The sequence below is a fragment of the Bacillus sp. PK3-067 genome (genome assembly GCF_056738645.1).
The window spans coordinates 676,372-691,543 of record NZ_CP096490.1; the positions used below are offsets into that span (position 1 = coordinate 676,372).

Here is a 15,172-nt window from a genome sequence, read left to right on the forward strand (position 1 = left end):
AAGGGAAGTGATGGGAATGCATATTGAAATGAAAAACATTTCAAAGGCGTTCAATGGCAATCCTGTTTTGAAGAATGCACAGTTTATGATTGAAACAGGAGAAGTCCATGCATTGATGGGGGAAAATGGAGCGGGTAAATCAACGCTCATGAAGATTTTAACAGGTGTATACAAAAAAGATGGTGGGACAATCAAGATTGATGGGCAAGAGCGCACCTTTAAAAATGCGAAAGAAGCTGAAGAGTACGGCATCGCATTTATACATCAAGAACTAAACATATTGCCGAATTTAACAGTAGCTGAAAATATGTTTCTCGGTAAAGAGTTAATGTATGGGAAAACAGGTATTTTACGCACTCGACAAATGAACGCGATTGCGCAGCAGCAACTAGCAGAGCTAGGGCTGCATGTAAGAGGCGCTATGTTAGCAGAGGAATTATCGGTTGGACAACAGCAAATTATCGAAATTGCGAAAGCATTAATGACAAACGCGAGCGTTATTATTATGGATGAACCTACTGCGGCACTGACGGATCGTGAAATCGAAACGCTCTTTACAGTAATCAATAAGTTACGTAAAAAAGGTGTTTCATTCGTGTACATTTCGCATCGTATGGAAGAGATTTTCTCAATATGTGATGCTATTACGATTTTGCGTGATGGAGAATACGTGGGAAAGAGATTAATTCCAGAAACATCATTTGATGAAGTAGTGAGTATGATGGTGGGGCGCAGCATTGGTGAACGTTACCCAGAGCGAAATAGTCAAATTGGTGATGTCATTTTTGAAATGCGTAATGGAACGAAGAAAGGGAAATTTGAAAATATTTCGTTTCAAGTGAGGAAAGGTGAAATCCTTGGTGTAGCTGGTTTGATGGGGGCTGGTCGCACTGATATTATGAAAGCGATATTTGGTTATGAACCTTTAGACTCTGGACAAATTTTTATAAATGGACAAGAAGTAAAGATTGATAGTCCAATAGATGCAATTAGACAAAGAATTGCTTTCATTACAGAAGATAGAAAGTCTGAAGGATTAGTGTTAGATTTTTCAATTCGAGAAAATTTAGCTTTACCGAATTTAGAAAATCTTTCAAAGGGAAGTGTTCTAAGCAATGAGCTAGAACAACAGTTTACAGAGGATATGATGAAGCTTCTTAATGTGAAAGCATCTAGCGGAGAGCAGGCAGTGAAATCTCTTTCTGGTGGAAATCAGCAAAAGATTGTAATCGCAAAATGGCTAGGCATTCATCCGCAATTACTCATTTTAGATGAGCCAACAAGAGGTGTCGATGTTGGAGCGAAAAAAGAAATTTACTCTATTATGAATAAGCTTACAGAGCAAGGCGATGCCGTTATTATGGTATCATCTGAGCTTCCGGAAGTTTTAGGGATGAGTGATCGAGTTCTTGTTATTCATGAAGGAAAAGTCGGCGGAATTTTAGGGAAAGATGAGGCATCACAAGAGTCTATTATGGCACTAGCTACAGGGGGAGAGTAAGGATGGCTAAGAAGGGGAATGTATTACAACAACTCGGTTCTTTAATCGGTTTAGTATTAATTATCGTCGTAATTACAGCTTTAAATCCAGCGTTCATTGAAATTCCAAATTTATTTAATATACTGCGTCAAGTATCGATTAATGCGCTTATTGCATTTGGAATGACCTTCGTAATTTTAACAGGGGGTATTGACTTATCGGTAGGTTCTATTTTAGCATTATCAAGTGCACTTGTTGCTGGAATGATGGCAAGTGGCATGGATCCGTTCCTTGCAATGGTAGTTGGACTATTAGCAGGTCTTGTAATGGGAATTGTAAACGGTATCATCATTGCGAAAGGAAAAGTAGCTCCATTTATTGCAACTTTAGCAACAATGACTATTTTTCGTGGGTTGACGCTTGTTTATATGGACGGACGTCCGATCACTGGTCTTGGTGATCATTTAATGTTCCAAATGTTTGGCCGCGGTTATTTTCTTGGTATTCCGGTACCCGCTGTTACAATGATGATCGCTTTCGCAGTACTGTACTTCATTTTGAAGAAAACGACATTTGGTCGCCGTACATTTGCAATTGGTGGAAATGAAGAAGCAGCAGCACTATCAGGTATTAATGTTACGAGAATTAAAGTAATGATTTACGGTCTTTCCGGAATTTTGGCAGCGCTTGCAGGTATTGTCTTAACATCACGATTAGATTCTGCACAGCCGACTGCAGGTACTTCTTATGAATTAGATGCAATTGCAGCAGTTGTATTAGGTGGAACAAGTCTTTCTGGGGGAAGAGGATGGATTGTTGGTACATTCATCGGTGTACTTATTATCGGTGTACTAAATAACGGTTTAAATTTATTAGGTGTATCTTCTTTCTTCCAACAAGTTGTAAAAGGACTTGTAATCTTATTAGCTGTATTAATTGATCGTAGAAAAGAAGCGTAATGGAGGGACAGTTCATGAAGAAATGGTTACTTATACTCGTTGCATGTATTATGGTCATTACTGCTGGTTGTTCAATGGAACCGCCAGAATGGGCAAAGGATTCTAGCGATAAAGGTCGAAATAAAACTATTAAAGTTGGATTCTCTGTTTCAACTTTAAATAATCCCTTCTTTGTAACTTTGAAAAAGGGGGCAGAAAAGAAAGCGAAAGATAGTGGCATCGAATTGATTGCTGTTGATGCGCAAAATGATGCAGCAAAGCAAACGAACGATGTTGAAGATTTAATTCAAAAGGGTGTCGATGTAGTTGTTATTAATCCGACCGATTCAGATGCTGTTGCTTCAGCAGTAAGTGCAGCAAACGCAGCAAATGTTCCTGTTATTACAGTAGACCGCGTTGCGAATTCAGGTAAGGTTGTTTCTCACATTGCATCTAATAATATCGAAGGTGGTCAAATGGCTAGTGATTACATTCGTGAATTAGTCGGCGAAGGAGCAAACGTTGCTGAGTTAGAAGGAATCCCTGGATCGTCTGCTGCTCGTGAACGTGGGAAAGGATTCCATAACGTAGCCGATAAGTCTTTAAAAGTAGTTGCCAAACAAGCGGCTGATTTTGATAGAGCGAAAGGATTATCTGTTATGGAAAACATTTTGCAAGCAAATAGCGATATTAAAGCCGTGTTTGCTCATAACGACGAGATGGCATTAGGTGCACTTGAAGCATTGAAGTCTGCTGGAAAAACAGATGTAGTAGTTGTTGGATTTGATGCAACAGAAGATGCTGTGAAAGCGGTTAACGATGGGCGTATGGCTGCAACAGTCGCTCAAAAACCAGAATTAATCGGAGAGAAGGCGATGCAAACAGCAAAAGAGATAACACAAGGTAAAAAAGTGGACAAATCTATTCCGATTGAATTAGAGCTTATTAAGAAAAATAAATAAATATAAAATGAAAATTAGGAAGGAAGAACAACAAATGAAATTCTTTATTGATACAGCAAACATTAACGAAATTAAAGAGGCAAATGAATTAGGCGTATTAGCTGGAGTAACGACAAATCCATCACTTGTAGCAAAAGAAGGCGTAGATTTCCACGAGCGCATTCGTGAAATTTGCAACGTTGTAGAAGGACCTGTAAGTGCAGAAGTAATTAGCTTAGAAGCTGATAAAATGATTGAAGAAGGAAAAGAATTAGCGAAGATTGCTCCAAACGTTGTTGTAAAAGTTCCAATGACAACAGAAGGTTTAAAAGCAGTAAAAGCGTTCTCTGATTTAGGAATTCGTACAAACGTTACATTAGTATTCTCAGCAGTTCAAGCATTACTTGCTGCTCGTGCTGGTGCAACGTACGTTTCACCATTCTTAGGTCGTTTAGATGATATCGGTCATAACGGTATGGATTTAATTCGTCAAATCGCAGAAATCTTTGCAATTCATGGTATCGAAACAGAAATCATCGCAGCATCTGTACGTCACAGCGTTCACGTAACTGACGCAGCATTAAACGGTGCACATATTGCAACAATCCCAGCAAACGTAATTGCTTCATTAGTGAAGCACCCATTAACAGATCAAGGAATTGAGAAATTCTTAGCTGATTGGGAAAAAACACAAGAGAAATAATAGAAAAGCAAGAATCCTAGTTTAATTGACTAGGATTCTTTTTTATTTAAAAGAATTTTCATGCAATTTTGCATATTGTCTTTTAAATTTGTTATATAAGATATTTAATATATATCACATAACTCTTTATTTTTAATATTTCGACATAAAGTGAAACTTTAATCAGTGGGGGCTTTGTTCATCCCCCCACTGATTATTAATTGAACCAAGGGATAAAAAGATAGAGGGTCTGACCAGAAAACTGGAGGGCATGATTCTATAACAAAAAGCTTAATGTTTATAGAATTATGTCTTTTTATATAGGGAGGGTAGTAAACAGAGATTTGGACAAAAATGCACCGATTTATCTGAATTTTAAGTTTTATAAAGGGGAGAAATGGAATGAGAAGAAAAGCACCATTTAAAGTGTTGTCATCATTAGCAATTGCGGCAATTATCGGATGTACATCTGTAATGAGTGCTCCGTTAGCATATGCAGAAACGGTAGCAAAAGAGAAAGATAGTGTATCTACAACACCAATTGATTACAATTTAATTCAAGAAGATCGTTTAGCGGAAGCTCTGAAAGAAAGAGGAACAATTAATCCAGCATCTTCTAAAGAAGAGACGAAAAAAGCTGTTGAGCAATATATTGAAAAGAAACAAGGAGATCAGGCGAATAAAGAAATTCTTCCAGATGCTCACTCACAAGAAACATCTGATTTCACAAAAAAAGTAAAAGAGAAAAAGATGGAAGAAAAGGAAAATGTAAAAAAGGCTGAAAAAAATGTTAGCCTTGAGCAAAAGCCAGAACCAAATAAAAAGCAATTGAATGGGCAAGTTCCAACTTCAAAAGCAAAGCAAGCTCCATATAAGGGATCTGTTCGATCGGATAAAGTATTAGTGTTACTCGTTGAATTTAGTGATTATAAACATAATAATATTGATCAAACACCAGGTTATATGTATTCGAAAGACTTTAGTAGAGAACATTATCAAAAGATGTTGTTCGGTAATGAGCCGTATACTTTATTTGATGGTTCAAAAGTAAAAACGTTTAAACAATACTATGAAGAGCAGTCTGGTGGTAGTTATACGACAGATGGATATGTAACGGAGTGGCTAACTGTTCCAGGAAAAGCATCTGATTATGGAGCTGATGGTAGCAGTGGTCACGATAATAAAGGTCCAAAGGGTGCACGTGATTTAGTGAAAGAAGCTTTGCATGCAGCTGCTGAGAAAGGACTAGATTTATCCCAGTTTGATCAATTTGATAGATATGATACAAACGGGGACGGGAATCAAAATGAACCTGACGGTGTAATTGATCATTTAATGGTAATCCATGCTGGTGTTGGTCAAGAAGCTGGTGGCGGTAAATTAGGTGATGATGCGATCTGGTCACATCGTTCAAAATTAGCAGTAGATCCAGTAGCGATTGAAGGTACGAAATCAAAGGTAGATTACTTTGGTGGTAAAGTAGCAGCACATGATTACACAATTGAACCAGAAGATGGAGCTGTAGGTGTGTTTGCACATGAATTTGGACATGATCTTGGATTACCAGATGAATATGACACGAAATATACTGGAAATGGTTCACCAGTCGAAGCTTGGTCATTAATGAGTGGAGGTAGTTGGACAGGGAAAATCGCAGGAACAGAGCCGACTAGTTTTTCACCACAAAATAAAGACTTCTTACAAAAGAATATGGGTGGCAACTGGGCAAAAATATTAGAAGTAGATTACGATAAAATTAAGAGTGGTGTGGGAGTTCCTACCTATATTGATCAAAGTGTTACGAAATCAAATCGTCCAGGCGTTGTACGTGTTAACTTACCAGGTAAAAGTGTTGAAACGATTAAACCGGAGTTTGGAAAGCATGCATATTATAGTACAAGAGGCGATGATATGCATACAACGTTAGAGACACCATTCTTTGATTTAACAAAGGGAACAAATGCAAAATTCGATTATAAAGCAAATTATGAGTTAGAAGCAGAGTGCGATTTCGTCGAAGTACATGCAGTAACAGAAGATGGAACGAAAACATTAATTGATAGACTTGGGGAAAAAGTAGTCCAAGGAGATAAAGATACAACAGATGGGAAATGGATTGATAAATCATATGATTTAAGTCAATTTAAAGGCAAAAAAGTGAAACTACAATTCGACTATATTACAGATCCGGCTGTAACATATAAAGGTTTTGCGATGGACAATGTAAATGTAACTGTTGATGGACAAGTTGTATTTTCTGATGATGCAGAAGGACAGTCTAAAATGAATTTAAATGGTTTTATTGTTTCTGATGGGACAGAGAAGAAAGCTCATTATTACTACTTAGAGTGGAGAAATTATGCGGGATCAGATAATGGTTTAAAAGCAGGAAAAGGTCCAGTGTATAATACAGGTCTTGTCGTTTGGTATGCAGATGATAGCTTTAAAGATAACTGGGTTGGGATGCATCCAGGCGAAGGATTCCTTGGTGTTGTTGACTCTCATCCAGAAGCGCTAGTTGGTAATTTAAACGGGAAACCAGCATACGGTAATACGGGCATGCAAATTGCAGATGCTGCATTTTCATTTGATAAAACACCAGCATGGAGTGTAAATTCATTAACACGTGGTCAGTTTAACTATTCTGGATTACAAGGTGTTACAACTTTTGATGATTCAAAAGTATATAGTAACAAGCAAATTGCAGACGCAGGAAGAAAAGTTCCAAACCTTGGACTTAAATTCCAAGTTGTTGGACAGGCAGAAGATAAATCGGCAGGCGCTGTTTGGATTAAACGTTAATAACATAAAAGCACATTCTTCATATGAAGAGTGTGCTTTTTAATTTGTACAGTAAGTTATTATTTTAGTTTATCCCGCATTAACGGTCAGTAAGATCCCCACCTCAAAATTCAGTGGAAGTAAAGAAGTTAGTTGTGAGATCAACTGCCCGTAAAAGCCCGATTGGTTCAACTAATAATCAGTGGGGAGGAACAAAACCCCCACTGATTAAAGTTTCACTTTATGTAATACAAGTGTTTATTCATGTGTACTGTATCAAATTATGTGGGGAAAGGAAATATTTCCGAGGAAATTGTCGAAGTATCGTCAGTATTTATAAACTTTCTGTTTAAAAGAAGAGATGTATTATTGCCTTTACGGCTCAATTTATTTACATTGTTATTTGGTTATACACAAAAGTAATATATTGGGCAAAAAGAGTTCTATTCGATAGGGCTCTTTGGCTTTGTATTTGATATACAAATATTAACCTCAATTGTTTGGAATTGTATCTTCTTGTTTAGCGTCATTTGGACTTTAACTACAGTTTTTGTTTTTCGTTTATATGAAGAGGGAGATGAGCCGTTACCTTTTATATTTAAATTAATTGGCATTATTCCAACGCTTCCATTATATTACGGGTTATATCAATATGCATTAAAAAAAAGACAACGATGGATTATCCCATCATTGTCTTTTTTACTTTGCTTCTTACATAAATCATCCCAGCAAATGTTAATAAAAATGCTGTCCCGATAATGAAGCTGACGCTAGGTGATGCTCCGATTGCGCCGACTGTAAAGGAGCCAGCAACAACTCCTAATGAGAAGAAGGCATAAAATAATCCGAATGCCTTTCCGCGATTATCGTCTGTAGTATTTTCAACGAGTAAAGCGTTAATAGACGGAAAGAGGATTGCGAATCCAATTCCATAAATCATCATTACGATAAAGAGCATACCTTTTGTAGCAAATAATCCGAGTAAAGATAATGCGAATGCCATAACTGCAATTCCGATTAGCATTAGTTTCGAACGATTAAATCGATCATAAATACGATTTGTTGGAAGCAAGAAGAAGAGGATAGCAGTTATACCAAATACACTTAACATCATGCCTGTTGTAGATGCTTTAAGCGCTAATGCCTCAACTTTTACTGGTAACATATAAGTGACAATTCCTTGTGAAAACATTAATGTGAAAGCACCAATATATGCTTGTAATAACGGTTCTGATTTTAAAAGTTCAACCATATCTTCTTTGTTCATCATTTGCGTTCTTGATGTATCTTTTCTTGATACGTTATTTGGTAAGAAGAATAGAGATACGATCGTACCAAGAGCCATTAAAATAGAAATAGTAATGAAGACCCACTCTACGCCAGCTGTTGCTTTCATAATACCGCTGAAAGCAGGTCCTACGATTGCGGCTGTTCCAACAGCAGCACCAGATAGAGCCATTGCTTTTCCTTGTCTTTTTGCATTTGTTTGTTTTGATAAAAATGTAAAGGCAGCAGGAATTAAAAAGCCATCACTAAATCCATGCATAAAGCGCACAACTAATAGTTGTTCACCACTTTGAACAACGGTGTATAACAAGACTATGAAACTCGTAATTCCCATGCTTATATAAAGGATTTTTTTTGCACCAAATTTATCGACAGCGGCTCCAGCAATAATATTACCGATCATATTAGCGAATGAGTACATACCGACAACTAGCCCGATAATAAGAGGAGTTCCTCCAAGGCTTTGAGCGAAAGTACTCATAATAGGTAATTGTGAAAATGTATCTAAAAATGCCACGATAACGATAAAGTAAATAAAATATTTCAAGCGATATTCACCTCTCCTATGCTATTATGGCACAATGCTAATTTCACCTGCAATGAAATTGAATTAACAGATGTGGAAAAAAGTACAAAGTGACAAAATATTGAACGTTATTTGTAAAAAATTAGTGGGGATGTGATTGTTTTTTTGAAATATATGGATAGAAGTATTATAATAGAATTGTAAACTTCACCAGGTTAAGTATATACATAGAGAGGGATGTATAAAATGAAAGCACTACTTTGGCATAATCAACGTGATGTACGAGTAGAAGAAGTACCAGAACCAACAGTAAAACCAGGAACAGTGAAAATCAAAGTTAAATGGTGTGGTATTTGTGGGACAGACTTGCATGAATATTTAGCAGGGCCTATTTTTATTCCAACAGAAGAACATCCATTAACACATGTGAAAGCACCTGTTATTTTAGGTCATGAGTTTAGTGGTGAGGTAATAGAGATTGGTGAAGGAGTTACATCTCATAAAGTGGGAGACCGCGTTGTTGTAGAGCCAATTTATTCTTGTGGTAAATGTGAAGCTTGTAAACATGGACATTACAATGTTTGTGAACAACTTGTTTTCCACGGTCTTGGCGGAGAAGGCGGCGGTTTCTCTGAATATACAGTAGTACCAGAAGATATGGTTCATCACATTCCAGATGAAATGACGTATGAACAAGGTGCGCTTGTAGAACCAGCAGCAGTAGCAGTTCATGCAGTACGTCAAAGTAAATTAAAAGAAGGGGAAGCTGTAGCGGTATTTGGTTGCGGTCCAATTGGACTTCTTGTTATCCAAGCAGCTAAAGCAGCAGGAGCAACTCCTGTTATTGCAGTTGAACTTTCTAAAGAACGTCAAGAGTTAGCGAAATTAGCAGGTGCGGATTATGTATTAAATCCAGCAACTCAAGATGTGTTAGCTGAAATTCGTAACTTAACAAATGGTTTAGGTGTAAATGTTAGCTTTGAAGTAACAGGTGTTGAAGTTGTACTACGTCAAGCGATTGAAAGTACAAGCTTTGAAGGACAAACTGTAATTGTTAGTGTATGGGAAAAAGACGCAACAATTACTCCAAATAACTTAGTATTAAAAGAAAAAGAAGTTATTGGTATTTTAGGATACCGTCACATCTTCCCAGCTGTTATTAAATTGATTAGCTCCGGTCAAATTCAAGCAGAGAAATTAATTACGAAAAAAATTACAGTGGATCAAGTTGTTGAAGAAGGATTTGAAGCACTTGTAAAAGATAAAACACAAGTGAAAATTCTTGTTTCACCTAAATAAGATAGAATCGAATAGAGTAGCCCTTTTCTAGAAATAGAAGAGGGCTACTTTTTTTCTATACTGAAAGGTGATAGACTTTCCTTTGACTCAATGTATTTTTGTTTGGAAGGGAGAATCTAATGCTTTCATTTTTGTTAACTTTAAAGCGAATGTTAAGAGCCTGTTTACGAGCGTGGAAAGATAAAGAATTTCAAGTATTATTTGTATTAACAATTTTGACTTTAATATCGGGTACGATTTTTTATAGTACAGTTGAAGGATTACGTCCTATTGACGCTTTATATTTTAGTGTGGTCACGTTGACGACTGTCGGTGATGGGAATTTTAGTCCGCAAACTGATTTCGGAAAGATATTTACAATCTTATACATATTTATTGGGATTGGACTAGTGTTTGGATTTATTCATAAGTTAGCAGTTAATGTACAATTGCCAAGTATATTATCGAATAGAAAAAAAGAGTAAAGCATTCAGATGCTTTACTTTTTTTTTACATTAGTTTAGACAAGCCTTAATAATAGTTTATTAAAATGAAAGTGTATTCATTCATTATATTCACTGTGTATAAAGTTATAATGATATGAACATTTGCATATTTTAATTTATTGATAGAAATTTCATGAAAGGTGGGATATTCTAGTCATAGGTTAACCGGACGACATCATAGGATCCTAACAAAATGTTTACAATAATTCAATTATAAAATGGAGGATTTTATATGAAAAAGAAAGTACTTGCTTTAGCGGCAGCTATTACATTAGTTGCTCCATTACAAAGTGTTGCATTTGCTCATGAAAATGATGGGGGACAGAGATTTGGAGTTATTCCGCGCTGGTCTGCTGAAGATAAACATAAAGAAGGCGTGAATTCTCATTTATGGATTGTAAACCGTGCAATTGATATTATGTCTCGTAATACAACACTTGTAAAACAAGATCGAGTTGCACTATTAAATGAATGGCGTACTGAGTTAGAGAACGGTATTTATGCTGCTGACTATGAAAATCCTTATTATGATAATAGCACATTTGCTTCACATTTCTATGACCCTGACAATGGGAAAACTTATATTCCGTATGCAAAGCAAGCAAAGGAAACAGGAGCTAAATATTTTAAATTAGCTGGTGAGTCTTATAAAAATAAAGATATGAAACAAGCGTTCTTCTATTTAGGATTATCTCTTCATTATTTAGGGGATGTAAACCAACCGATGCATGCGGCAAACTTTACGAATCTATCGTATCCACAAGGATTCCATTCTAAATATGAAAACTTTGTAGATACGATAAAAGATAATTATAAAGTAACGGATGGAAATGGATATTGGAACTGGAAAGGTACGAATCCAGAAGATTGGATTCATGGAGCGGCAGTAGTTGCGAAACAAGATTACGCTGGCATTGTAAATGATAATACGAAAGATTGGTTCGTGAGAGCTGCTGTATCACAAGAATATGCAGATAAATGGCGCGCTGAAGTTACACCAATGACAGGTAAGCGTTTAATGGATGCACAACGTGTTACTGCTGGATATATTCAGCTTTGGTTTGATACGTACGGAAATCGTTAAGTATTTAAAAAAGGTCAAATCTCAGAATAGAGTATTTGGCCTTTTTATCACTATACAATACATGGAGGTATGAAACGTGAAAGGTAAATTGCTAAAAGGTGTACTTAGCTTAGGTGTTGGTTTAGGAGCTTTATATAGCGGAACGTCAGCTCAAGCAGAAGTGTCTACAAATCAAAATGATACATTAAAAGTGATGACGCATAATGTATATATGCTATCAACAAACTTATATCCGAACTGGGGACAAACTGAGCGTGCTGATTTAATCGGGGCGGCAGATTATATAAAGAATCAAGATGTAGTTATATTAAATGAAGTGTTTGATAATAGCGCTTCAGATCGTTTATTAGGGAATTTGAAGAAAGAATATCCAAATCAAACAGCAGTATTAGGTCGTAGTAGTGGAAGTGAATGGGATAAAACGTTAGGAAACTATTCATCTTCAACTCCTGAAGATGGTGGCGTTGCGATTGTGAGCAAATGGCCAATCGCTGAAAAGATTCAATATGTATTTGCAAAAGGATGCGGGCCAGATAATTTATCGAATAAAGGATTTGTATACACGAAAATTAAGAAAAATGATCGTTTCGTTCACGTGATTGGGACGCATTTGCAGGCTGAAGATAGTATGTGCGGAAAAACTTCACCAGCATCTGTACGTACGAACCAATTAAAAGAAATTCAAGATTTTATTAAAAATAAAAATATACCAAATAATGAGTATGTGTTAATTGGTGGTGATATGAACGTAAATAAGATAAATGCAGAGAACAATAATGATTCAGAGTATGCATCTATGTTTAAAACATTGAACGCTTCTGTACCATCTTATACTGGACATACAGCGACTTGGGATGCAACGACAAACAGTATTGCAAAATATAATTTCCCTGATAGTCCTGCCGAATATTTAGATTATATTATTGCAAGCAAAGACCATGCGAACCCATCGTATATAGAGAATAAGGTGTTACAGCCGAAATCTCCACAATGGACTGTTACATCATGGTTCCAAAAATATATGTATAATGATTACTCTGATCATTATCCAGTAGAGGCGACTATTTCTATGAAGTAGTTTCAAAAAGTTTCTTCGTAAAGAAGAAACTTTTTTTATTTGCAAACAGGAAAATCATACTTTCTTTCCAATATGTATAAGACATATTGAAAAGAGGAGAGAAAAATGTGGATCGAGGAATTTTTAAAGAAGTTCCATTACCGTGTGCATTTTTGGATGAAGTGGCTTTAGATAGAAATATTCAATCGATTATAGAGTTAAGTGGAAATAAGAAGATTCGTATAGCGAGTAAATCGTTACGTTCTGTTCCGATTATGCAAAAGATTTTAGCTGCAAATGATCGATTTCAAGGTATTATGTGCTTTTCACCTAGAGAGGTTTTATTTTTAATAGAACAAGGATTTAATGATTTATTGCTCGGATATCCTGCTTATGATGAAAGAGCTTTGTGTGAAATTAGTTTGCTAACAAAGAAAGGTTTCATTATAACTTGTATGGTGGATTGTGAAGAGCATATTGTGTATTTAGAAAAAATTGCTGAGAAATCTAAAGGATGTTTTCGTGTTTGTTTGGATATTGATATGAGTAGTCGTTTCTTTCAATTTCATTTTGGTGTACAAAGATCCCCAGTAAAAAATGTGCAGGATGCGTTGAAAGTAGTAGAAAAGGTGAGAAGGTCATCATATTTAATGTTAGATGGTGTGATGGGTTATGAAGCTCAAATTGCTGGGGTGGGAGACCATATACCGAATCAATGGCTGAAAAGTAAAGTGATTTCGTATTTAAAGCAGAAATCAGTGCTAGAAGTGAAAGAAAGAAGAGAACATATTGTAAAAGCAATACAAAAACTTGGTATTGAGCTAAGGTTTGTAAATGGAGGCGGAACAGGAAGCATAAAAACAACTGAGAAAGATAATTCAGTTTCAGAGATTACAATAGGTTCTGCTTTTTATTCTCCGAAGCTGTTTGATTATTATAAAGAGGTGAAATTTCATCCAGCGGTCGGATTTGCTTTACCAGTTGTGCGTAAACCAGTCCCGTTTATTTACACTTGCCTAGGTGGTGGATATATTGCTTCAGGAGCAGTTGGAAAAGATAAAGAGCCTGAAGTTTGGAGACCGAAGGGTGCAAAACTATTAGCTTTAGAAGGTGCTGGCGAGGTACAAACGCCAATTTTTTATAGCGGCGAGGAACGAGTGGATATAGGAGAGTCCATTTTGTTTCGTCATAGTAAGGCTGGTGAATTATGTGAGCGCTTTCCTTTTTTGTATCGTGTTAAAAAAGGAGAGATTGTTGGGGAGTATTCAACATATCGGGGGGATGGCCAATGCTTTCTATAAAGGGGAAAAAGTGGAGAAATTGGACAGGGAATGTAGAAGGAACGCCGCATTATACGATGTATCCAGAAAGTATACAAGATGTAGTAGAAGTTGTGGGGCTTGCGCGAAAAAAGGGAAAGAAAATTCGTGTTGTCGGTTCAGGACACTCGTTTACCCCCCTTGTGCAAACGGAAGAAGTTTTAGTTTCTTTAGATGAATTGAAGGGTATTGTGAATATTGATGCAGAGAAGATGGTTGCTGAAGTATGGGCAGGAACAAAGTTATATGATTTAGGGAAGTTACTTGAGGAAAAAGGCTATGCGCAAGAAAATTTAGGGGATATTGATTCACAATCTATTGCAGGAGCGATTAGTACGGGGACTCATGGAACGGGTATTACCTTTGGGAGTTTATCAACACAAGTTATAGAGATTACGGCAGTTTTATCTAATGGTGAGAGTATAGTTTGTTCGGAAACTGAGAACGTAGAATATTGGAGAGCGTTTCAGTTGTCACTTGGAATGTTAGGTATCATTGTAAAGATAAAATTAAAGGTTATTCCAGCGTATTCACTCGTTTATGAAAGTGAAAAACAGTCATTATCCACTGTAATGAACAAACTAGAAGAATATAAGAAGCATCGTCATTTTGAATTTTTCGTTTTTCCTTATTCTGATGAAGTACAAGTAAAACTTACGAACGAAACAACGAATACAGGCAGTGATTTGAAATGGCATAAATTAAAGGTGGAGTTACTTGAAAATAGGATGTTCTCTTTACTATCTAAAGGGTGTAAATGGTTTCCTTCTATAAGTAAAGGCGTGAGTCGATTATCAGCTAAAGCTGTACCAAACACAAAAATAATTGGCCCGAGCTATGAAGTATTTGCTACATCACGTACGGTACCATTTTATGAAATGGAGTATAGCATTCCTTCAAAGTATATGAGAACGGTTGTAGAAGAAATCTCAAATCTTATTGAAAAGAAAAAGTATAAGGTGCACTTCCCGATCGAATGCCGCTATGTGAAAGGTGATGATATATGGCTTAGTCCAGCCTATGGAAGAGATTCAGCGTATATCGCTGTTCATATGTATAAAGGTATGAAATATGCTGCTTACTTTGGCGAAGTGGAAAAAATTTTTCTGAAGTATGAAGGGCGTCCGCATTGGGGGAAAATGCATACATTATCGTATGAGCAATTACAAGATATATATCCAGAGTTTCATTCGTTTTTACAGGCGAGGAAGTCTCTAGATGAACTTGGAATGTTTTTTAATCCTTATGCAGAAAAGTTATTTATCCCGCTATTTGCCGGGCAGTAAGACCCCC

12 protein-coding genes and 1 pseudogene are annotated in these 15,172 nt (G+C 36.4%); 12 read left to right on the top strand and 1 reads right to left on the bottom strand.

The features are described from left to right. Nucleotides 1-16: 16 nt before the first annotated feature. From rbsA to M1D73_RS03465, 6 genes and pseudogenes are all read left to right on the top strand, one after another. Nucleotides 17-1,501 (top strand): ribose ABC transporter ATP-binding protein RbsA, encoded by a 1,485-nt coding sequence (gene rbsA, locus M1D73_RS03440; protein ID WP_000546779.1) that lies wholly within the window; start codon nt 17-19, stop codon nt 1,499-1,501. 2 nt (nt 1,502-1,503) lie between these two features. Next, on the top strand, nt 1,504-2,439 hold the full coding sequence (locus M1D73_RS03445; RefSeq protein WP_001074646.1) for an ABC transporter permease subunit: 936 nt from the start codon (nt 1,504-1,506) through the stop codon (nt 2,437-2,439). A gap of 14 nt (nt 2,440-2,453) precedes the next feature. Beyond that, nucleotides 2,454-3,380, top strand: a complete 927-nt coding sequence (rbsB, locus tag M1D73_RS03450) for a ribose ABC transporter substrate-binding protein RbsB (protein ID WP_000758976.1) — start codon at nt 2,454-2,456, stop codon at nt 3,378-3,380. Between the two features lie 34 nt (nt 3,381-3,414). Then, nucleotides 3,415-4,062 carry a fructose-6-phosphate aldolase gene (fsa, locus tag M1D73_RS03455; RefSeq protein WP_000667670.1) on the top strand — a complete coding sequence of 216 codons (648 nt, stop codon included), beginning with the start codon at nt 3,415-3,417 and terminating at the stop codon, nt 4,060-4,062. 381 nt (nt 4,063-4,443) lie between these two features. Next, complete coding sequence (gene inhA2 / locus M1D73_RS03460; protein WP_121868424.1) at nt 4,444-6,843, top strand: M6 family metalloprotease immune inhibitor InhA2; 2,400 nt, start codon at nt 4,444-4,446, stop codon at nt 6,841-6,843. Nucleotides 6,844-7,272: 429 nt separating this feature from the next. Further along, nucleotides 7,273-7,581 (top strand): annotated as a pseudogene (locus M1D73_RS03465) (hypothetical protein); the annotation flags it as partial. On the opposite strand, the gene M1D73_RS03470 reads toward M1D73_RS03465, so the two are convergent. Further along, a complete protein-coding gene (locus M1D73_RS03470) occupies nt 7,502-8,656 on the bottom strand; it encodes an MFS transporter (RefSeq protein ID WP_000873272.1) in 1,155 nt (384 codons plus the stop codon). The pseudogene M1D73_RS03465 and the gene M1D73_RS03470 overlap by 80 nt on opposite strands. Before the next feature lie 225 nt (nt 8,657-8,881). Here M1D73_RS03470 and bdhA point away from each other — a divergent pair, with 225 nt between their 5' ends. The 6 genes from bdhA (at nt 8,882) to M1D73_RS03500 (ending at nt 15,165) form a co-directional block, all read left to right on the top strand. Continuing rightward, nucleotides 8,882-9,934 (top strand): (R,R)-butanediol dehydrogenase, encoded by a 1,053-nt coding sequence (gene bdhA, locus M1D73_RS03475; RefSeq protein WP_000645827.1) that lies wholly within the window; start codon nt 8,882-8,884, stop codon nt 9,932-9,934. Between the two features lie 119 nt (nt 9,935-10,053). Further along, entirely contained in the window at nt 10,054-10,398 is a 345-nt protein-coding gene (locus M1D73_RS03480) for a potassium channel family protein (protein ID WP_000948210.1), read from the top strand. Nucleotides 10,399-10,651: 253 nt separating this feature from the next. Further along, nucleotides 10,652-11,503, top strand: coding sequence for a phospholipase CerA (cerA, locus tag M1D73_RS03485; RefSeq protein WP_000730997.1), 852 nt, complete (start codon nt 10,652-10,654; stop codon nt 11,501-11,503). A 76-nt stretch (nt 11,504-11,579) separates the two neighbouring features. Beyond that, nucleotides 11,580-12,581, top strand: a complete 1,002-nt coding sequence (gene sph / locus M1D73_RS03490) for a sphingomyelinase C (protein ID WP_017673720.1) — start codon at nt 11,580-11,582, stop codon at nt 12,579-12,581. Between the two features lie 107 nt (nt 12,582-12,688). Continuing rightward, a complete protein-coding gene (locus M1D73_RS03495) occupies nt 12,689-13,861 on the top strand; it encodes an amino acid deaminase/aldolase (protein WP_000373754.1) in 1,173 nt (390 codons plus the stop codon). Then, nucleotides 13,849-15,165, top strand: coding sequence for a D-arabinono-1,4-lactone oxidase (locus M1D73_RS03500; protein WP_000948912.1), 1,317 nt, complete (start codon nt 13,849-13,851; stop codon nt 15,163-15,165). Before M1D73_RS03495 ends, M1D73_RS03500 begins: the two co-directional genes overlap by 13 nt. The last annotated feature ends 7 nt before the right edge of the window (nt 15,166-15,172 follow it).

Bases quoted from the DNA above. Each gene is read 5' to 3' on its own strand.
- rbsA (WP_000546779.1), top strand. From the start codon at position 17: ATGCATATTGAAATGAAAAACATTTCAAAGGCGTTCAATGGCAATCCT.
- M1D73_RS03445 (WP_001074646.1), top strand. From the start codon at position 1,504: ATGGCTAAGAAGGGGAATGTATTACAACAACTCGGTTCTTTAATCGGT.
- rbsB (WP_000758976.1), top strand. From the start codon at position 2,454: ATGAAGAAATGGTTACTTATACTCGTTGCATGTATTATGGTCATTACT.
- fsa (WP_000667670.1), top strand. From the start codon at position 3,415: ATGAAATTCTTTATTGATACAGCAAACATTAACGAAATTAAAGAGGCA.
- inhA2 (WP_121868424.1), top strand. From the start codon at position 4,444: ATGAGAAGAAAAGCACCATTTAAAGTGTTGTCATCATTAGCAATTGCG.
- bdhA (WP_000645827.1), top strand. From the start codon at position 8,882: ATGAAAGCACTACTTTGGCATAATCAACGTGATGTACGAGTAGAAGAA.
- M1D73_RS03480 (WP_000948210.1), top strand. From the start codon at position 10,054: ATGCTTTCATTTTTGTTAACTTTAAAGCGAATGTTAAGAGCCTGTTTA.
- cerA (WP_000730997.1), top strand. From the start codon at position 10,652: ATGAAAAAGAAAGTACTTGCTTTAGCGGCAGCTATTACATTAGTTGCT.
- M1D73_RS03500 (WP_000948912.1), top strand. From the start codon at position 13,849: ATGCTTTCTATAAAGGGGAAAAAGTGGAGAAATTGGACAGGGAATGTA.